General features: G+C 62.6%; 15 protein-coding genes and 1 other RNA gene. 7 read left to right on the top strand and 9 right to left on the bottom strand.

What is annotated here, in order from left to right:
* Positions 1 to 76: 76 nt before the first annotated feature.
* The 6 genes from AC0KXH_RS15655 (at position 77) to ssrA (ending at position 6867) form a co-directional block, all read left to right on the top strand.
* The gene (locus AC0KXH_RS15655; protein ID WP_041103899.1) at positions 77 to 898 is read left to right on the top strand and encodes a (Fe-S)-binding protein; all 822 of its coding nucleotides are present in this window, start codon (positions 77 to 79) and stop codon (positions 896 to 898) included.
* Positions 895 to 2355, top strand: coding sequence for a LutB/LldF family L-lactate oxidation iron-sulfur protein (locus AC0KXH_RS15660; protein ID WP_488223663.1), 1461 nt, complete (start codon positions 895 to 897; stop codon positions 2353 to 2355). The genes AC0KXH_RS15655 and AC0KXH_RS15660 overlap by 4 nt, the downstream gene beginning before the upstream one ends.
* Positions 2352 to 3023, top strand: coding sequence for a LutC/YkgG family protein (locus AC0KXH_RS15665; protein WP_043221765.1), 672 nt, complete (start codon positions 2352 to 2354; stop codon positions 3021 to 3023). Before AC0KXH_RS15660 ends, AC0KXH_RS15665 begins: the two co-directional genes overlap by 4 nt.
* Complete coding sequence (locus tag AC0KXH_RS15670; protein WP_488223664.1) at positions 3020 to 5869, top strand: FAD-binding and (Fe-S)-binding domain-containing protein; 2850 nt, start codon at positions 3020 to 3022, stop codon at positions 5867 to 5869. Before AC0KXH_RS15665 ends, AC0KXH_RS15670 begins: the two co-directional genes overlap by 4 nt.
* 176 nt (positions 5870 to 6045) lie before the next feature.
* A complete protein-coding gene (locus AC0KXH_RS15675) occupies positions 6046 to 6351 on the top strand; it encodes a hypothetical protein (protein WP_041103890.1) in 306 nt (101 codons plus the stop codon).
* A 137-nt stretch (positions 6352 to 6488) separates the two neighbouring features.
* Positions 6489 to 6867: a transfer-messenger RNA gene (gene ssrA, locus AC0KXH_RS15680) on the top strand.
* 181 nt (positions 6868 to 7048) lie between these two features.
* Here ssrA and AC0KXH_RS15685 read toward each other — a convergent pair.
* Genes AC0KXH_RS15685 through AC0KXH_RS15700 form a run of 4 tightly spaced genes read right to left on the bottom strand, consistent with a single transcriptional unit; the run spans position 7049 to position 14506 of the window.
* On the bottom strand, positions 7049 to 7960 hold the full coding sequence (locus AC0KXH_RS15685; protein WP_488223665.1) for a restriction endonuclease: 912 nt from the start codon (positions 7958 to 7960) through the stop codon (positions 7049 to 7051).
* Positions 7961 to 8001: 41 nt separating this feature from the next.
* Positions 8002 to 11196, bottom strand: coding sequence for a type I restriction endonuclease subunit R (locus AC0KXH_RS15690; protein ID WP_488223666.1), 3195 nt, complete (start codon positions 11194 to 11196; stop codon positions 8002 to 8004).
* Positions 11196 to 12533, bottom strand: a complete 1338-nt coding sequence (locus AC0KXH_RS15695) for a restriction endonuclease subunit S (protein WP_488223667.1) — start codon at positions 12531 to 12533, stop codon at positions 11196 to 11198. Before AC0KXH_RS15695 ends, AC0KXH_RS15690 begins: the two co-directional genes overlap by 1 nt.
* On the bottom strand, positions 12530 to 14506 hold the full coding sequence (locus AC0KXH_RS15700) for a type I restriction-modification system subunit M (RefSeq protein WP_488223668.1): 1977 nt from the start codon (positions 14504 to 14506) through the stop codon (positions 12530 to 12532). Before AC0KXH_RS15700 ends, AC0KXH_RS15695 begins: the two co-directional genes overlap by 4 nt.
* A gap of 309 nt (positions 14507 to 14815) precedes the next feature.
* On the opposite strand from AC0KXH_RS15700, the gene AC0KXH_RS15705 reads away from it, so the two are divergent.
* On the top strand, positions 14816 to 15385 hold the full coding sequence (locus AC0KXH_RS15705; RefSeq protein ID WP_312380475.1) for a hypothetical protein: 570 nt from the start codon (positions 14816 to 14818) through the stop codon (positions 15383 to 15385).
* 41 nt (positions 15386 to 15426) lie between these two features.
* Here AC0KXH_RS15705 and AC0KXH_RS15710 read toward each other — a convergent pair whose 3' ends face one another.
* The 5 genes from AC0KXH_RS15710 to AC0KXH_RS15730 form a co-directional block, all read right to left on the bottom strand.
* Positions 15427 to 16368 carry a metallophosphoesterase gene (locus tag AC0KXH_RS15710; protein ID WP_061340828.1) on the bottom strand — a complete coding sequence of 314 codons (942 nt, stop codon included), beginning with the start codon at positions 16366 to 16368 and terminating at the stop codon, positions 15427 to 15429.
* A gap of 162 nt (positions 16369 to 16530) precedes the next feature.
* Positions 16531 to 16788 carry an SDR family oxidoreductase gene (locus AC0KXH_RS15715; protein WP_488223669.1) on the bottom strand — a complete coding sequence of 86 codons (258 nt, stop codon included), beginning with the start codon at positions 16786 to 16788 and terminating at the stop codon, positions 16531 to 16533.
* Positions 16789 to 16905: 117 nt separating this feature from the next.
* Positions 16906 to 18021 carry a maltose/maltodextrin ABC transporter ATP-binding protein MalK gene (gene malK, locus AC0KXH_RS15720; protein ID WP_488223670.1) on the bottom strand — a complete coding sequence of 372 codons (1116 nt, stop codon included), beginning with the start codon at positions 18019 to 18021 and terminating at the stop codon, positions 16906 to 16908.
* A 77-nt stretch (positions 18022 to 18098) separates the two neighbouring features.
* A complete protein-coding gene (locus tag AC0KXH_RS15725) occupies positions 18099 to 19727 on the bottom strand; it encodes an alpha-glucosidase (RefSeq protein WP_488223671.1) in 1629 nt (542 codons plus the stop codon).
* Positions 19728 to 19875: 148 nt separating this feature from the next.
* On the bottom strand, positions 19876 to 20424 hold the full coding sequence (locus AC0KXH_RS15730) for a sugar O-acetyltransferase (RefSeq protein ID WP_488223672.1): 549 nt from the start codon (positions 20422 to 20424) through the stop codon (positions 19876 to 19878).
* Positions 20425 to 20476 lie beyond the last annotated feature (52 nt).

The following is a 20476-nucleotide window of genomic DNA, read 5'->3' on the forward strand; positions in this document are numbered from 1 at the left end:
CCCCGCCCATGCGGGGCAAGAGCGCTTCAACCTCCCGCAGTTTGCGGATAACCGGGCCCACCCGGAGACCAAGCCGATGAGCGAACTCTTCTACAACGCCGCGCCGAACGCCACCCGCGTCGCGCCGCCGCTGCCCAAACCACGCGAATATCCTGCCAAGCCGAGCCAGGTTTACCTGTTCGGTACCTGCGTGGTGGATCTGTTCTATCCCGAGGCTGGCCTGGATGCCATTCGCCTGCTCGAGCGCGAAGGATTGACCGTGCACTACCCGCAGGGTCAGACCTGCTGCGGCCAGCCGGCCTACACCACCGGCTATACCGACGAGGCGCGAAAGGTCGCCCGTGCGCAGCTGGAGCTGTTCGCCAACGACTGGCCGGTAGTCGTCCCTTCCGGTTCCTGCGCCGGCATGTTGCGCCACCACTATCTGGACCTGTTCAAGGACGAGCCGGCCACGCTGAAGAAGGCCCAGGCGCTGGCCGAGCGCACCTTCGAGCTGGCCGAGTTCCTGCTCAATGTCTGCAAGGTCGAGTTCAAGGATGCCGGCACGCCGACCAAGGTCGCCCTGCACACCTCCTGCTCGGCTCGGCGCGAAATGAATACCCACCTGCACGGCCGCGCCCTGCTCGCCCAGCTGGGCCAGGTCGAGCGCGTCGAGCATGACCACGAGAGCGAATGCTGCGGCTTCGGCGGCACCTTCAGCGTGCGCATGCCCGATATCTCCGGCGCCATGGTGCTGGACAAGACCCGTGCGCTGAAGGAATCCGGCGCGCACCAGGTGGTCAGCGCCGACTGCGGCTGCCTGATGAACATCAACGGCTCGCTGGAAAAGCAGCGTGAAGCCCTGCGCGGCCAGCACCTGGCGAGCTTCCTCTGGCAACGCACCGGAGGTGCCCGATGAACGCCGAACAGCGTATTCCCGCGATTCAGATCGAAAACGCCGGCGATCCGGATTTCCGCGCCCGCGCGCGCAAGTCGCTGAAGGACGAGCAGCTGCGGCGCAACTTCCGCACCGCCATGGACTCGCTGATGACCAAGCGCGCCGCGGCGTTCAGCGATGCCGACGAACGCGAGCGGCTGCGCGAGATGGGCAACCATATCCGCGCTCGCGCACTGTCCAAGCTGCCCGAACTGCTCGAGCGGCTGGAAGCCAACCTGACCCGCAACGGTGTGAAAGTGCACTGGGCGGAGACGGTAGACGAGGCGAACAACATCGTCCTCGAGATCGCCCGCGCTCACGAGGCGCGACAAGTGATCAAGGGCAAATCGATGGTCAGCGAAGAGATGGAGATGAACCATTTCCTCGACGGCCATGGCATCGAATGCCTGGAATCTGACATGGGCGAGTACATCGTCCAGCTCGACCACGAGAAGCCTTCTCATATCATCATGCCGGCAATCCACAAGAACGCCGGCCAGGTCGCGTCCCTGTTCCACGAGAAACTCGGCGTGGAGTACACCAAGGACGTCGACCAACTCATTCAGATCGGTCGCCGCACGCTGCGGCAGAAGTTCTTCGAGGCCGATATCGGCGTCTCCGGGGTGAACTTCGCGGTGGCCGAGACCGGCACCCTGCTGCTGGTGGAGAACGAGGGCAACGGCCGCATGAGCACCACCGTGCCGCCGGTGCATATCGCCGTCACCGGCATCGAAAAGGTGGTGGAGAACCTGCGCGACGTGGTCCCGCTGCTCTCGCTGCTGACTCGCTCGGCGCTGGGCCAGCCGATCACCACCTACGTCAACATGATCTCCGGCCCGCGCAAGGCGCGCGAGCTCGACGGCCCGCAGGAAGTGCACCTGATCCTGCTGGACAACGGCCGCAGCCAGGCCTTCGCCGACAGCGAGCTGCGCCAAACGCTGAACTGCATCCGCTGCGGCGCCTGCATGAACCACTGCCCGGTGTACACCCGCGTCGGCGGCCACACCTACGGCGAGGTCTATCCCGGGCCGATCGGCAAGATCATCACCCCGCACATGGTCGGCCTGGACAAGGTGCCGGATCACCCCAGCGCCTCGTCGCTGTGCGGCGCCTGCGGCGAAGTCTGCCCGGTGAAGATTCCGATTCCGACCCTCCTGCGCCGCCTGCGCGAGGAAAACGTCAAGGCGCCGGACGACCCGCACAAGGTCATGCGCGGCCAGGGCAGCAAGTACTCCAGGCAGGAACGGCTGATCTGGGCCGGCTGGCGCCTGCTCAACACCAGCCCGACGCTGTACCGCGTATTCGGCTTCTTCGCCACACGCCTGCGCGCCCTGACGCCATCGAACATCGGCCCCTGGACGCAGAACCACAGCGCACCGAAACCGGCTGCCCGCTCGCTGCACGAGCTGGCCAAGGAACACCTGGAGGGCAAGCGATGAGCGCCAAGGCCAACATTCTCGCCAAGCTGAAAAAAAGCCTGGAGGGCACCACGCCGATCGTCGATGACTACGACGAGTCGCTGGTCACCCAGCCCTGGAGCTACGCGCCGGAACAGCGTATCGCTCGTCTGCGTCAGCTGATGGAAGCGGTGCACACCGAAATCCACCTGACCACCGACGCCGGTTGGCCCGCCCTGCTCGAGCAGCTGCTGCACGACCGTCAGCTGCCGAGCCTGCTGATCGCCCCGACCACGCCGTACGGCCAGCGCTTCACCGCGCATTGCGCCGGTCGTGAAGGCCTGCCGACGCTGAAGGCCTACGACCGCCCGGTCGAGGACTGGAAGGACGAGCTGTTCAACGACACCCCGGCCAGCCTCACCGGCACCCTCGGCGCCATCGCCTCCACCGGCAGCCTGATCATGTGGCCCACCCGCGAGGAGCCGCGCCTGATGAGCCTGGTGCCGCCGGTGCATTTCGCCATCCTCAAGGCCAGCGAAATCCACGACAACTTCTACGAGATCCAGCAGAAGTTCCAGTGGGCCGCCGGCATGCCGACCAATGCCCTGCTGGTTTCCGGCCCGTCGAAAACCGCTGACATCGAACAGGTGCTGGCTTATGGCGCCCACGGGCCGAAGGATCTGGTCCTGCTGATCCTGGAGGACGCATGAACGCGGCCGCCCAGCTCGAACGTGCGCCCTTGCCGGCGGCGTTCCTCCGCGAAGTCGAGCGCCTGATCCCGGTCGAGCGCCGCTTCGACGACCCGCTTTCCACCCTCGCCTTCGGCACCGACGCCAGCTTCTACCGGCTGATTCCCAAGCTGGTGGTGCGCGTCGAATCCGAAGCCGAAGTGGTCAGGCTGCTCAAGCTGGCGCATGCCGAGAACGTGCCGGTGACCTTCCGCGCCGCCGGTACCAGCCTGTCCGGCCAGGCGATCAGCGACTCGGTACTGATCGTCCTCGGCGACAACTGGAACGGCCGCGAGATTCGCAACGGCGGCGAGCAGATCCGCCTGCAACCGGGCGTGATCGGCGCCAACGCCAACGCCGTGCTCGCACCCTTCCAGCGCAAGATCGGCCCCGACCCGGCCTCGATCAACGCGGCGAAGATCGGCGGCATCGTCGCCAACAACTCCAGCGGCATGTGCTGCGGCACCGCGCAGAACAGCTACAAGACCCTCGCCGGCCTGCGCGTGGTGCTGGCCGACGGCACCGTGGTCGACAGCGAGGATGCCGCCAGCGTCGCGGCGTTCCGCCAGAGCCATGCCGCTCTGCTCGAGCAACTGGCCGAACTCGGCCGCGAAACCCGCGCCAATACCGAACTGGCCGCGAAGATCCGCCACAAGTACCGGCTGAAGAACACCACCGGCTTCTCCCTCAATGCGCTGGTCGACTACGACGAGCCGCTGGACATTCTCAACCACCTGATGGTCGGCTCCGAAGGCACGCTGGGCTTCATCAGCGCGGTGACCTACGACACCGTGCCGGACCATCCGCACAAGGCCAGCGCGCTGGTGGTGTTCCCCGACGTGGAGAACTGCTGCCTCGCCGTACCGGTGCTCAAGCAGCAGCCGGTGTCGGCCGTGGAGCTGCTCGACCGCCGCAGCCTGCGCTCGGTCGAGCACAAGGCCGGCATGCCCGAGTGGGTGAAGGAGCTGTCGCCGACCGCCTGCGCGCTCCTGATCGAGTCGCGCGCCGCAACCCAGACCCTGCTGCATGAGCAGATCAACCAGATCATGGCCTCCATCGCGCACTTCCCGGTGGAAAAGCAGGTCGATTTCAGCGAGGACCCGGTCGTTTACAACCAGCTGTGGAAGATCCGCAAGGACACCTTCCCGGCAGTCGGCGCGGTGCGCCAGACCGGCACCACGGTGATCATCGAGGACGTCACCTTCCCCGTCGAGCGCCTGGCCGAAGGTGTAAACCGGCTGATCGAGTTGCTCGACAAGCACCGCTACGACGAAGCGATCCTCTTCGGCCACGCGCTGGAGGGCAATCTGCACTTCGTCTTCACCCAGGGCTTCGATGATCCGGCCCAGGTCGCCCGCTACGAGGCCTTCATGGGCGAAGTGGCGCAGCTGGTCGCCGTCGAGTTCGGCGGCGCGCTCAAGGCCGAGCACGGTACCGGGCGCAACATGGCGCCCTTCGTCGAGCTGGAATGGGGCAGCGAGGCCTATGCGCTGATGTGGAAGATCAAGCGCCTGCTCGACCCCACCGGCATCCTCAACCCGGACGTGGTGCTCTCCGAAGACCCGGACATCCACCTGAAGAACCTCAAGCCGCTGCCGGCCGCCGACGAGATCGTCGACAAGTGCATCGAGTGCGGCTTCTGCGAGCCGGTCTGCCCGTCCAACGGGCTGACCCTGACGCCACGCCAGCGCATCGTCATCTGGCGCGACATCCAGGCGCGCAAGCGCGCCGGTGTCGACACCACGGAAATCGAGCGGCTCTACCACTACCACGGCGTCGACACCTGCGCCGCCACCGGCCTCTGCGCCCAGCGCTGCCCGGTCGGCATCAACACCGGCGATCTGGTTCGCAAGCTGCGCGGCCGTGAGGCGAACAAAACCGGTACCGCCAACTGGCTGGCCGAGCATTTCGCCACCGCCGTGCAAGGCACCCGCTTCATGCTGCATGTGGCCAACGGCGCACACCTGATCATGGGTACGCGCAACCTGGCCAAGCTGTCGGCGACCATGACCCGCGCCAGCAAGGGCCGTGTGCCCCAGTGGACGCCGGCTACGCCGCAGCCGCTGCAACGTTTGAACCTGCCCAAGGCGTCGCCCACCGATGAGCGCCCGCGCGTGGTCTACCTCGCCGCCTGCGTATCCCGCGCCATGGGCCCGGCCGCGCGCGATCAGGAACAGGAGCCGCTACTCGACAAGACCCGCAGCCTGCTGGAAAAGGCCGGCTACCAGGTAATCTTCCCCGAACAGTTGAACGACCTGTGCTGCGGCCAGCCGTTTGCCTCCAAGGGCTATGCCGAGCAGGGCGAACGCAAGCGCCAGGAAATGCTCGACGCGCTGCTCAAGGCCAGCCGCGGCGGGCTCGACCCGATCTATTGCGACACCAGCCCCTGCACCCTGCGCCTGGTCCAGGGCCTGACCGATCAGCGCCTCGATCTGTACGACCCGGTGCGCTTCATCCGCACGCACCTGCTCGACAAACTGGACTTCGTCCCGCAGGACAAGCCGATCGCCGTGCACGTCACCTGCAGCACCCAGCACCTGGGCGAGGCGCAGGCGCTGATCGACATCGCCCGCCACTGCACCAAGGAAGTCGTGGTGCCTGAAGGCATCCACTGCTGCGGCTTCGCCGGCGACAAGGGTTTCACCACGCCGGAGCTGAACGAGCATGCCCTGCGCAGCCTGAAGAATGCCGTGCAGATCTGCGACGAAGGCATCTCCACCAGCCGCACTTGCGAGATCGGCCTGTCGCGCCATGGTGAGATCGACTACCACGGCCTGGTCTATCTGGTCGACCGGACCAGCCGGCCAAAGATGGCGACACCTGCCTGAGTGGCCCAACGGCCCGGCCACCAAGCCGGGCCGTTTCGTTTGTGGCAGTTCGATGAACGCTCAAGCGCAATCGCAGTCGGAATTTCAGAGCCCGTGACGGGTTCGCTTCGACTCGGTGCCGCTGCTCACCCGTACGCCTGGCGGACCGGGAAGTCCAAAAGACTGGAGGACCCACAATGAAGATCCACGTATTGCTCGCATCAGCCGCCCTGCTGGCCAGCCCTGCCGTCTTTGCCGAAGACGATCTGTGCGCGATCAACCTGCAGGAAATCGAGAACAACATGGCGACCAACACCGTCACTCTCGGCGAGCCGGCGCGCAGCCAGGTCGAGGAGCTGACCCAGAAGGCCAAACAGGCGCAACAGGCTGGCGACAAGGAAGCCTGCATCGCCCACAGCACCAAGGCGCTACAGGAACTCAAGGGCCCGGGCAGCAGCGGCAGCGGCGGCACCAGTGGCTCCGGCTCCGGCGCCGGCCAGTAAGAAAGGCGGCCCGGGCCGGCTTGCACCGGCCCGGCCGCGCACTGATCACTTTTTAACCAGCATGGCTAAAAAATGATCGACAAGCCCAAATCACCCTAGTAGACTCCGCAGCCACTGAAGCACCACAAGCTTCACCAGGGGCCGATTAGGATTCGACGCCGGTAACGAAACTTGAGGGGCATGCCGAGTTGGTAACAGAACTCGTAAATAAACTGTTGCAAACCTATAGTTGCCAACGACGACAACTACGAAGGGTACGCGCTAGCCGCCTAACCTTCATCTGGTAGCTTCGGCTCCAGCGGTCACTAGGGGATGCCTGTAAACCCGAAATGACCGTCAGATAGAACAGGATCGCCGCCAAGTTCGCTGTAGACGTAACGGCTAAATCTCATACAGCTCGCTCCAAGCACCCTGCCAATCGGGCGGCGCGGAGTTAACTCAGTAGATCTGGCTAAGCATGTAGAACCAATAGCGGAGAGCTGGCGGACGGGGGTTCAAATCCCCCCGGCTCCACCAAACACGAAGCCCCGAGAATCTTGCGATTCTCGGGGCTTTTCTTTGCGGTGTCGAAAGATGGTCGAAGGTCTCAGCAAGCAGCCCTGCGCCTCGACACGCGCCTGAATCTCCACCGGCAATCTTGCGGGCAGGCTGGGCGACACTAACCACGTTCGCGCCGGCCCTCACAGCGCAGGCGTGGTCACTCCTCGGAAAAGTAGTCGCTGTCGATCTGCTTGACCTCATACACGTGCTTGATGCTCACGCCGAGGTTGTGTTCGACCATCAGGCGGGCAAGCTCGATGCCGTCGATCAATACGACCTTGATATCCAGACCGCGCGCCGCATCCTTCGCGCCAGTAGAAAAGTCCGAGGTGGTGATGAATACGCCCTTGCGCGCTCGCTTTCGCGTCAGTGCGCCGATGAACTTGTCGATCTCCGGGCGGTGCACGGTGTTGGCCCAGCGCTTGGCTTGCAGGTAGATCACATCCAGCCCGAGCTTGTCTTCCTTGATGATGCCGTCGATACCGTCGTCGTTGGTGAGCTGAGTCGCTTTGCCGGCCTCCTTTCGCGAACCACCGTAGCCCATGGCGATCATCAGATCGACGACTACCTGCTCGAAGAAGCTCGGCGTAGCAGCCCGAACCTGCGCCAGCAGTTCGTCGGCTAGGGATTGCTGCAACGCCTGATAGGCTTCGGCCAACTGCTCATCCGGTGTGGTTTCGGCTAGATCACCGTCTACAACGGCAGCGGCATCTGTCACCTGCGGTTTAGCCGTATGGAAATCGGCGAATTCCGGAAACTGCTTCAGCCAGCTCACGGTGATTCGCTCCGGTCCAGTTGCAAGCACCTCCCGCCCCCGGTCGGTTATTTGCACCATTCCTTTGTTCGGGATCTTCAGCAGGCCAGCCTTGTTCAGATAGGTTCTGGCCCAGCCCACCCGGTTGTTCATCACGGTCTGATTCCCCGAAGGCAGCCGTTCCTTGCGTTCTTCTTCCGTCAGCTGGAATACATCGGCGATGCGCACGCGCAGGGCGCTAAGCGGCAACGGCACGCCGTCGCCAACCGCCTGCAGCACCGGGCGCATCACACTTTGAAAATCCGGAATTGCCATCCTGAGCATTACTCCTGAGCGCTGTGTAGTTGAAACGAACTTCACAAGCCGGTCGACGAGCGATCCCCGCCAGCCAGCACCTTCAGCATCTTGTAGATCACCAACGCAAACGCCCGGCTCTTGGTCTCGTTATCCAACACTTCGAGCGAGAGCTTCTCGTGATCAGTCATAGCGTCCAGCACGGTATCGATTACCCGTTTTGGCAGCAGCCCGTGCATCACTTGATCTACCGAGTGGTTGTTCACCTGCGCCATCACATCTTCCTGGCGGCTGATGCGCTCGGCGATGCCGGTGAGAAAGTGCAGCTGATCTTCATCGCTGACTTCGGCACCGAAGATATCGTTCAGCGCATCGATGATTTCCGACAGCCGCTTCTTCTCCGGATCGTGTGGCTTTCCACTGCCCACGTCACTGCCAGGCTTGAGGGTGTACTCGCCGCCCTCCTCGCTTAGACGCAATTGGTGCTCGGCGCGCTTGCTGAGACGGTAATGGGTCAGCTGCAGCTCGCCGACATCCACGTCGTCCTGTTGCAGGCGGTCGACCCGCAGCAACGGGTGCAGGTGCTTGGCGAACACGCAGAGCTGTTCCAGCTCGCGATCCTCATAAGGCACGATCTGCGAAAGGAATTCATACAGGCGCACAAAGCTCTGCAGGTTCTTGCGGAACAGGTCGAGCTGATCAACCTGCTCTCCGGCCTCCTTCAGCGCGTGCTCGGCTTTCTTCAGCCCCGCACTGTCGCCGTTGGCTTCGGCGGTGCGCTTGTAATCCAGCGCCTGCTGGCGCGATTCGACGCTGAAGGCGTAACGCTTGGCGAAGCGTTCCTTGGCCGGCTGGCAGTAGTAGCTGAGCTTGCTGGCGGCCGCTTTCGGGTCGAAGAAGGCCAGGGCGAACGCCTCGACCTCCTGCCAGTGATAGATCCCTTCGGCATCGAGCTTTTTCTGCAAGTCGTAGATGATCTGCGGGTCGGTGACGTCGCTCAGCTCTGCCTTGGTGTAATAAGGCAGGAAGGCATCAAGGATATCCTGCGGCTCATTGAAGAAGTCGAGGATGAACGTCTGCTTGGCCGGGAAGGTGCGGTTCAGGCGCGACAGCGTCTGCACACAGTCCACGCCCTGCAGCTTCTTGTCGACGTACATGGCGCACAGCTTGGGCTGGTCGAAGCCGGTCTGGTACTTGTTGGCGGCGATCATCACATTGAAGTCCTGGGTGTCGAAGGCCTGCGCCAAGTCACGCCCGTTCAGGCCGGGGTTGAGCAGGCTGCTGCTTTCCGTCACCTCTTCGGGGATCACCTCATCCGGCAGCACGCTGCCGGAGAAGGCCACCAGCGGGTGCACATCGTTGTAGCCCATTTCCTTGACGTAAGCCTGCACCGCCAGCTGGTAACGCACCGCCTCTTGCCGGCTGCTGGTCACCACCATCGCCTTGGCCTGGCCACCCAGCAGGTGGCGGATATTGGCGCGGAAGTGTTCGACGATCACCTCCACCTTCTGGCTGATGTTGTACGGGTGCAGGCGTACCCAACGCGCCAGCTTCATGCGCGCCTTTTTCGAGTCCACTTCCTCGTCGTCGCCGTCCGGGTGAGCGATCTTCCAGGCGGTGCTGTAGGTGGTGTAGTTCTGCAGCACATCGAGGATAAAGCCCTCCTCAATGGCCTGGCGCATGGAATACAGGTGGAACGCCTCGGGTTTGTTGTCGCTACTGGCCGGCAATGCCGGGTTGGCCGGGCGGCCGAACAGCTCCAGGGTCTTGGCCTTGGGGGTGGCGGTAAAGGCGTAGTAGCTGATGCGCTCGTTGGGCGCACGGGCGGCCACGGCGGCGTCCAGCAGCTCTTCGGCGCTGATCTCTTCGCCTTCCCCTTCTTTTCCAACAACAGCATCACTGCCAAGGATCTGCTTGAGCTTGCTGGCCGATGAGCCGGTCTGCGAGGAGTGCGCCTCGTCAGCGATCACCGCATAACGGCCACTGGCCAGCTTCGGGTATTTATCCAACGCATCGAACAGCGCCGGGAAGGTCTGGATGGTAACGATGATGATGCGCGTCTGTTCGGCCAACGCCTCGGCCAACTGCTCGGATTTACTCTGGTTGCCGATATCGCGGGTGATGCACTTAACCACCCCTTGAGCATGCTCGAACTGGTAGATGGTGTCCTGCAGCTGTTTATCCAGCACGGTGCGGTCGGTGATCACAATCACCGAGTTGAACAGGCGCTGCCCCTCGGCATCGTAGAGCGAAGCCAGCTGGTGCGCCGTCCAGGCAATGGAGTTGGACTTACCCGAGCCGGCGCTGTGCTGGATCAGGTAACGCCTGCCTGGCCCCTCGCTGCGAGTGGTCTCGATCAGCCGGTTCACCACTTCCCACTGGTGATAGCGCGGGAAGATCAGGGTTTCTTTGGTAACGCGCTTGCCGTCGGCATCCTCTTTCACACTCTTCTGCAGGTGCAGGAAGCGGCCCAGCACCTTCAGCCAGCCATCCGGCTGGAACAGGCGCTGCCACAGGTAGCCGGTGGCGTACTGGCTGTCATCCGGCGCGGGCGGGTTGCCAGCACCACCGTCGAGGCTGCCCAAATTGAACGGCAGAAAGAAGGTCTCCTTGCCGGCCAGCTGGGTGGTCATCGCCACCTCATCCTGGCTCACGGCAAAATGCACCAGCGCGCCGCGCTTGAAGGTGAGCAGCGGCTCGGGTTTGCGCGTCAGCGGGTCTTTTACCGGGCGGTCGTAACGGTACTGGCGCTTGGCGTTTTCCACGCTCTGCTTGAACTCGCTTTTCAGCTCCAGCGTGGCGACGGGGATGCCGTTGACGAACAGCACCAGATCCAGCCGTGGGTTGTACTCGCCCTCTCTAACGTGCGGCGAATAGGAGACCTCCGGCACCACGCGCAGGCGGTTGCACTGGTAGCGCTTAAGGGTGTCCGGGTTCATGCCGTGATCGGGTTTGAAGCTACACGCCTCGATCTTCACCCCCGGCAACTTGAAGCCGTGGCGCAGCACCTCCAGGGTGCCGCTTTGCTCCAGTTCGCGCACCAGCTTTTGCACCAGCACGCCTTCCGGGTTGTTCGGGTTGGCCTTGGCAAACTTGTCCCAACGCTCGGGCCAAGCCGTCTTGAAGTAACTCAAGAAATCCTCGGTATAGAGCGCCGTGCGCCGGTCATAGCCGCTGGCCGGGCCGGTGAGCCAGCCCTGGGCGGTCATGGCGGTGATGATGTCTTGCTGGAATTGGGCTTCCTTGCTGTCTGCCATTACACGGCCTCTGCTACGGCGGGTTCGGGGGCTTGGCTGCTGGCCGGTGGCTGCCAGCCGCGCACGTCGATCTTGCCGGTAACGGCGGCGGAGATTAGGGCAGAGCGGCGTTCTTGAAGTAGGTGCCGCTGAGTAGTGACTTCTACAACTAGCTCATCGGAGCATTTCAGGATGTCATCAAGGAGTCGTAAGATTGACTTCTGCTCTCCAACTGGCGGCAAGGGAAGATGCATATCCATAATTACTGCTTGCGATATGTTCTGCATCGAGTCACTTGCGCCACTTGCAGCCAATTCAATCTGACTCCTAGCAGCGCTTGACCCTAGGTATAGAGCCAAGAACTCGGGAGCAACTTTATCGTCACTCAAACGCAAGCGATAGAGCTTGTCGCAAAGCATTAGCCTAGGATAATCGCTGAGTGCAACAGCCGCACTGCCAACAAGTTCTCTGGTGTTTGCTCTCGATATCAATAAATCGCCCTTCTGAATCGCCAATCCAGCATCTGGCTCTAGGTCATCTGGCAGGCGCTTGTTTTCAGCCGGATTAAAATTCCCACCATTTACACAGCCAACTTTTAATACACCCCACTCCCCATCCTGAGCCGGGTAATTGTCACACTGAGGACTCCAGCCTTGTCCCATACCCGTAACCACATACTTCACGGAACTTAGCTCCCAATGCGCCGGCACCTCGCCCAGCCACTCCACGCCTGAGTCTTTCATCGGCACCGTCGGGTCGAGGCCTTTGGTGACGGCGTGGGAGATTACGGCCTGGCGCTTTTCCTTGAGCAGTTCGATCAGGCGTTGCTGCTCTTCGATCAGCGCGTCGATGCGGGCGGTTTCGTGGTCGAGGAAGCGGGCGATTTGGGTTTGTTCATCATAATCAGGAAGCGGTATACGAAGTGCGGCCCACATTTCATAGTTGAAGCTTGCGATTGATACTCCATAGCCCACGAGATCACGTGTAGCCACATCTAAAGCGGACCTCATAAATTTTCGATCCATGCCAGGTATGAGGCTGACTCGCTGAACTACGTTGGAGTAAATGGCTCCTTGACTTGGAAGATGAACATACGGGGTTCCATTCCTTGTAAGCAGTAGATCATTTGCCCCAGTTCTTTTCCTGTCTGGAAAATCTTTATAGTCAGAGAGCAGTGGCTGCTTGGCGCATGTGTACAGAAGTTCTGATCCGTCGCCCCAGAAATTCTTATCAATCACTTCGCCGGCATTATTTTCAAAAATCACGTACGGAAGCCGCGTCACGTCCCAATGGCTCGGAATTTCTCCGAGGGTTTCGATCCCTGAGTCCCTGTATTGCGGATAGGCAGAAAAACTCATGCCGACAGCCCCTCGATCATCTGCTTGATGCGATCGGTGCAGGCTTTCAGATCGCGGTCGATATCAATCAGCGGGCGCGGCGGCTGGAATACATAGAAGTGGCGGTTGAAGGGAATCTCAAAGCCGACCACGCCGACCTCGCCATCCTGCTCATCACGCTTGCTCTCGTCGATCCAGGCATCCGGCACATGGGGCTTCACTTCGCGCTCAAAGTAGTCATACACCGACTCGCCCAGCGGCACGTTCTCAAAGTCGCGCAGGCCGGCATCGGCTTCCGGCTGGCCTTTGACCATGCAGATATCCGCCTCTGGGTCGCGCTCGCTTAAGCCGCTAAGCAGCGCCTTCATCTCTGCCGTGCCGAGGAAGAGATCATGGGCGCTCAGGGCCTTTTTCAGCAGTTTGCTGAACTGCTCGCGGTTGCGATGCACCAGGCTGGCGTCCATCGCCTGCAGGGCTGCCAGCAGGCTGGCACACGCTGGCTGGTTGAGCTTGTGGATCGCTTTTTCTTCCAGCACTTTGGCGATGCGCTCGGGGCTGGTCTGGAAGTTCAGGCGCAGCGGGCGCTCGACAGTAATACGGCGGTAGCCGAAGGCTTCGACCGGGAAGATCTTGCTCTGCGGGGTTTGCTCAAAGCAGCCATAAAGGCGCACCAGCTCGTCAATCTGCGCCTCGGTGAGGTATTGGCGCTTGCTGCCCAGCGATTTGCGCATCTTGGCAAAGTGCTGGCTGCCGTCGATCAACTGCACCTTGCCCTGGCGCACGGCGGCCTTGTGGTTGGAGAGCACCCACACATAGGTGGCGATGCCGGTGTTGTAGAACATGTCGGTGGGCAGGGCGATGATCGCCTCGACCAGATCGTTCTGCAGCAGGTAGCGGCGGATCTCCGACTCGCCCGAACCGGCGCCGCCGGTAAACAGCGGCGAGCCGTTGAGGATGATGCCGATGCGCGAGCCGCCTTCGCGCGGGTCACGCATTTTGCTGACCAGATGCAGCAAAAACAGCAGCGAGCCATCGGACACACGCGGCAAGCCGGGGCCGAAGCGGCCGCTGAAGCCTTGTTCTGTGTGCTCGTCGGTGATCTGCTTTTGTACCTTCTTCCACTCCACGCCAAACGGCGGGTTGCTGAGCATAAAGTCGAAGCGACTGTCGGCCAGTTGGTCGTCGGACAGGGTGTTGCCCAGCTTGATGCTGGTGACGTCCTGGCCCTTGATCAGCATGTCCGCCTTGCAGATGGCGTAGGACTCGGGGTTGAGCTCCTGGCCGTGCAGCGACACGGTGACTTGCTGGCTGATGGACTGGATGTACTCGTCGCCCTCGGAGAGGAAGCCGCCGGTGCCGGCCGTCGGGTCGTAGATGGTGACGATGCTGTTGGGCTTGAGCTTGTCGTCCTGGCCGGTGATCACCAGCGAGGTGGTCAGGTGGACGATATCGCGCGGGGTGAAGTGCTCCCCGGCGGTTTCGTTGGAGCTTTCCGCGAACTTGCGGATCAGCTCTTCAAAGATGATGCCCATGCCGAAGTTGCTGATGCGCTCGGGGCTCAAGTCAGTGGCAGCAAAGCGCTGCACCACCTGATAGAGCAGGTTGGCGGCGGAAAGCTGCTGCACGAAATCTTCAAAGTGGAAGTGCTCGAAGATCTCGCGGGCATCCTTGCTGAAGGACTGCACATAGCTCATCAGGTCGGCAGCGGTCTGGGTGTCGGACAGCGTGCCGAGGGTCAGCTTGGAGGCATTGAAGAACTGCTGCCCGGCCGCGCGCAGCAACAGCCGCTCACGCACCAGATCAGGCCGGCCTTCCTGCGCATAGGACTCACGGATCACCGCTTCCTTGGTCGGTTCCAGCACACATTCCATCCGCCGCAGCAGGGTGAACGGCAGGATGATGCGGCCGTACTGGGACTGCTTGAAATCACCGCGCAGCAGGTCGGCAATCGACCAGAGAAAAGCGGCCGTCTGGGAATGGTTTTCCGTATTCACGCTACTGCTCCTGGAGATACGACAAAGCCGGTGAGTTTAACCCGGTGATATGTGACTGAGCGCATGCAAATCCGCGCTGGGAGGCACATTAAGCCCCTCCAGCGGGTGCGTGAACACTGTCAGGATGCACACGTAAACTTTTGCGGCAGTCCGGACACTCTGAGAGGGAAATGCCTAAGCGATGCCAGTGAAAGCGCTTCTGTACATGTAAAGCAACTTGGCACAGGAGCGTGAGGCAGCGGAAAAGGCGTTTCCTCCGCTACGGTACCTCGGGTGTAATGACGGACACATCCACAGGACGGAATACCTATGCGCGGCGTGCCTACAACCAATACGATTTCTAGGGCTTTGTTCGAAGCCGACCCAATGCACACTTGTTGCGCGGAGAACGCTTGCTTCGACGAGTACGACCGGGTCGCAGCGGGCGCAGTGACGTACTTGGAGAATGGCTACACGCTCCCGCAGGCCCTGCACAAAGCGTTGCGAGATTGGTTTGGTCTTGAGCTGGCGGGCGGGCGCGACCTTTCGCCTGTTCTGGCATCAATCGAACTATCTACCGACCTCCGAGCTGCAGATTCAGAATGGGGATTTGAAGACGAGATTGGCGACAGAAAATACAAAGAGTACTACCTGACTTTTTCGAACAAAGGCTCTATCAAGGTCCGTGTCAAATTCGAAAAAAGCACTGCTCAGCTCGCGGACATGAGAATGCAACCTCAAGACATTACCGCGCTGATCGATCCAGAGACGGGAGACTTCATTACTGCGATGACGTTTGACGACCACCTATTCGAGCTGACCAGAGTTGATCTTTCGTTAGCCCGAAAAACGCTGACCATTCACGCGAGGCAGCCCAGGGAAATGCCGGCGGAGGGTTAAGCTGGCTTAGCTGTAATTCTGCGAACCAAGACGAGGCCTTGTCAGGCCTCGCGTCCAACCCAGACGAAATTCTCCTCCGACAGCCTAGTCTCGCCGCTCCAGCGGTAGGCGCAGAGTTTGGCCCGACTGGGATCCTCACCTGCGATGCTGTAATCCAGGCATGCGATTTGGTCAGTCATCAGCACCGGCGTGCCGCTCATCCAGTAATGGCCGATGAACAACGGCTTGCTGCCGTCGTAGCCAGGTTGCAGCTCGGCCGGCACCGGCTCGTGGGGGATCTGCTCGATGATAGAAGGCGGGACCATCGCCAGGTCACGATAGGTCAGCTGCTCGCCCTCTTGCCACCAGCGCGTGCGAGTGCGGGAGCGCTGGTGCCCGTACTTGTCCTTGAAATGCAAACCCGGCGGCAACGGAATCTCCATCCCCTTCAGGAGGGTTTCAACTGCATCAAAGGCTTCGCTGCCGTCAGTGCAAACTGCCGGCCAGGAGCCCATGCGAATCCGCATTTGCTGATCCAGGTGAGGCGCCAGCGCCTCAAACTGCTGGGGATGCCAGCAGGCATGAATGACCCGCAGGCCCTCGAGTTCCAGGTAAAGGGGCAGCGTTCTGAACCACTCGATCGTGTCCAAGTGCTCTTGGGAACCCTCCCCGATCTGAACAAGGAAGGCGTCGTGCTGCTCGCGATTTTTATCGGAGTGGACGCGCAGGAACGCCCCAGGCTGTTCTGTGCAAGGCGTAGCCCAGGCAACCGCATTGAATTCGTGGTTGCCCATGACGGCTAGCGCGTGGCCAGCCTCGACCATGCGCCGGGCGATCTGGACGGTTTCGACCTGCTCAGGCCCGCGATCAACGAAGTCACCGAGGAAGATCACCTTACGCTCCGGATGCTGCCAGGTGCCTTGCTGCTCCTGATACCCCAGCTCGCGCAGGAGGCATTTAAGCGCCGACGCGTAACCATGAATGTCCCCGATCAGGTCGTACATGCGATTCGTCCTTGGTGAACGTTTGAAAGATCCAGAGGCCATCGTTGATATGGTGGCCCCTATAAGTGGGTTCTAGTATGGCGAGGCAAGGATCGGGAGCAAAGTAAGGATATGACGGCTCAGTAAAGCGACTCGCTGCGTTGTGGCCGCCCCCAGATGCGCTCAGCCCAGCTCCCGCACCCCACCGCCGGAAGCCCTGAGGTTCTGGCCGCTGATCCAGGCCGCGGCAGGTGAGCAAAGAAAGGGCGCCGCGTTGGCCATATCCTGCGGGGCGCCTGACATTGGATGGGCGTATGCGCCAGCATCTGGCGTTCGATGTCCTCGGTAAGCACGTTTTTTCAGCGCATGGGTGAGCGTCGCGCCTGGTGCGATGCCGTTTACGCCGATTCCTCGCGGGCCCAGGTCGAAGGTCCTGTCCACCCGGCGGATAGGTGTGCAGACCGATGCGGCTTTACAGAGTCCCCACGAGCGGGAATTCCAGCCTGACGCGCTTGCCTTCCGGGCGCCCCACTACCGTGAGCACACCCGGCCGGCCATTCACCCGTAGATCGCCGGCTCCCGATAGTGCCGAGTGCAGGCCTCGCCGTTCTCGCGGAACAGGTGGCACTTGTCGGCCTTCAGGCCGGCGGCAAAGGTCTCGCCCTCGGTGACGCGCAGGTTGCCGTCGACGCAGAGGGTAATGACATCCTGCAGGCGTTCGAGGGTGAGGTAGAGCAGGTTGTACTGGCCCAGGCGCTCGGCGACGGCGATCTGGCCGTGGAAGGTGACGTCGGCTTCTTCCGGCATGACGAAGTGTTCGGGCCGGATGCCGAGGGTGAGCGGGTCGCCGGGGCTGACGTCGCTGCCGTCCACCGGCAGGGTCAGTGGGTAGCCGCTGGGCAGTTCGATGGTGACCGCCTCGGGGCTGGCGGAGATGGCGCGCACCTCGACGAAGTTCATCTGCGGCGAGCCGAGGAAGCCGGCGACGAAGCGGTTCTTCGGGTAGTGATAAAGGTGCAGCGGCTGGCCGACCTGGGCGATCTCGCCGGCGTTGAGCACGACGATCTTGTCGGCCAGGGTCATGGCTTCGACCTGGTCGTGGGTCACGTAGATCATGGTGGAGCGGATGCGCTGGTGCAGGCGGGCGATCTCGATGCGCATCTGCACGCGGAGGAAGGCGTCGAGGTTCGACAGGGGTTCGTCGAACAGAAACACCTTCGGTTCGCGGACCATGGTGCGGCCGATGGCGACGCGCTGGCGCTGGCCACCGGAAAGATCCTTGGGCTTGCGTTCGAGCAGCTTGTCCAGCTGCAGAATCGCCGCGGCCGCCTCGACGCGGCGCGCGATCTCGCGCTTGTCGACGCTGGCGAGCTTGAGGCCGAAGGCCATGTTCTCCGCCACCGTCATGTGCGGGTAGAGCGCATAGGACTGGAACACCATGCCCACCGAACGATCCTTCGGCGGCAGGTCGTTGACGCGCTGGTTGCCGATGTACAGATCGCCCGAGGTGATGTCCTCGAGCCCGGCGATCAGCCGCAGCAGGGTGGACTTGCCGCAGCCGGAGGGGCCGACGAAGACGACGAACTCGCCGTCTTCGATATCCAGGTCGATATGCCGGGTGATCGGCGTACCGTCATAACTCTTGCAGATGTCGCGCAGCGTGACACTGGCCATCGTTGTTGTTCTCCGTTGCTGCGATGCACTCGTTTCGATGGCAGCGGCGGGTCATGCCCACCGCTGCCGGCACGCCGTCAATCCGCGAGCCGCACATAGCCGAAGCCATGCGCCGGCAGCCGGGCATAGCCGCCGTCGAACTCGGCCTGGCTCGCCGGTACGTCGATCAGCGGCACGGCCCGGTCCGGCAGCGCGTAGCTGCGCGGCAGGTCGCCGAGGTTGAACAGGCAGAGCCAGGCTTCCCCGCCCAGCCGGCGCTCGAACACCAGCAGGGCGTCGTCATGGTAGACCATGTGAATGTCGCCCTCGATCAGCAGGGGCTGTTCGCGCCGCCAGCCGAGGAAGCGCCGGTAGCAGTTGAGCATCGAATGCGGGTCGGCATCCTGCGCGGCCACCGACAGCGAGCGGTGCGAATCATCCACCGGCAACCACGGCTGGCTGCCGGTAAAGCCGGCGTGATGCGCCTCGCTCTCCCACGGCATGGGCGTGCGGCAACCGTCGCGGCCCTTGAATTCCGGCCAGAAGGTGATGCCGTACGGATCGACCAGGTCCTCGTAGCGCAATTCCGCTTCGGGCAGGCCCAGCTCCTCGCCCTGGTAGAGGCAGACGCTGCCGCGCAGCGAGAGCAACAGCGCCATCAGCAAACGGCCACGCTCTGGGTCGGGACGGCCATTGAGCGCCCAGCGCGTCATCACCCGCACCACGTCATGGTTGCCCATGGACCAGCACGACCAGCCGTCGGCCAGCTCGCGCTCGATGCCCTCTACCGTGCGGCGGATGTAGGCCGGGCTGCACTGCTCGGTGAGCAGGTCGAAGGAATAGGCCATGTGCAGGGTGTCGCCACCGCTGGTGTACGCGGCCATGGTGCGCAGCGACTCGTCGCAGCCGATCTCGGCCACCGAAGAGGCGCCGGGATAGCGCTGCAGCAGCGCCCGCAAACGGCGAAGGAAATCCAGGTTCTCCGGCCGCGTCTTGTCGTATATGTGCCGCTGGTAGGCGTAGGGGTTGTCGATGCGCACGCCAATGCTGCCCTCGCGAATCTCCAGATTCGGCGGGTTGTCGCGCAGCTCGGCGTCATGGAAGTAGAAGTTCGCCGCGTCCAGGCGGAAACCGTCCACCCCGAGCTTGAGCCAGAACTCCATGTCGTCGAGCAGCTGTTCCTGTACGGCCGGGCAATGGAAATTCAGGTCTGGCTGGCTGGCGAGGAAATTGTGCAGGTAGTACTGCCGGCGCCGGCTGTCCCAGCTCCAGGCCGGGCCACCGAATACCGAGAGCCAGTTGTTTGGCACGCTGCCGTCGGGCTTGGGATCGGCCCAGACGTACCAGTCGGCCTTGTCGTTGTCGCGGCTGGAGCGGCTCTCCGCGAACCAGGGGTGCTGGTCCGAGGAATGGTTGAGCACCTGGTCGATCAGCACGCGCATGCCGCGCTCGTGGCAGGCCTCGACCAGGCGGACGAAGTCGTCCAGGGTGCCGAACAGCGGATCGACACCGCGGTAGTCGGCCACGTCGTAGCCGAAATCCTTCATCGGCGAGGTGAAGAACGGCGACAGCCAGATGGCGTCGACGTTGAGGCTGGCGATGTAGTCCAGCTTGTGCAGCACGCCGGGCAGGTCGCCCACGCCATCGCCGTTGCTGTCGAAGAAACTGCGCGGATAGACCTGATAGATCACCCCGCCACGCCACCAATTCTGAAGTTGCTCGGACATGCCACATACCTTGAGTGAGCGGTGAGTACAGGGCCACTCTAGGTGCGGCAAGCGGTCGCAACATCCTCCGGCGGCGTGCCAGTGCGGGCGTAAAGGGCGGGCGTAGGCGGCCCGCCGAGCGAGGGCGTAGAGCGGGCCAGCGAGCCGGTCAGCGCACCCGCGCCGGGTTGCCGAGCACCGTGGCGCCGGCCGGCACGTCGCGGGTGACCACGCTGCCGGCACCGATCACCGCATCGTCACCGACGCTCACGCCGGGCAGGATGATCGCCCCGCCACCGATCCACACATTGCGGCCGATATGGATCGGCCGGCCGAACTCGACGCCCGAGCGACGCGCCTCGGAATCACGCGGATGGTCGGCGGTGTAGAGCTGCACTGCCGGGCCGATCTGCGCGCCGGCGCCGATGTGCACCTCGACCACATCGAGAATCACGCAGTTGAAATTGAGAAAGGCGCCTTCACCCAGGTGGATGTTGTAGCCGTAGTCGCAGTGGAACGGCGGGCGGATCACTGCGCCGGCGCCGACCGAGGCCAGGCGCTCGGCCAGCAGGGCGCGACGCTCGTCCGGCGAGGCCGCCAGCGCCGCGTTGTAGCGCACCATCCAGGTCTTGGCCGCGGCCTGGTCGGCGAGGATTTCCGGGTCGCCGGGGCGGTACAGCTCGCCGGCCAGCATCTTCTGCTTTTCACTCATCGTCATCGTGGCGCCTCCGTTTTTGCGAAGCCTCGAAGGTGCCACAGCCGGTCGCCGC

It is taken from the genome of Stutzerimonas sp. CXK-1 (assembly GCF_057738225.1).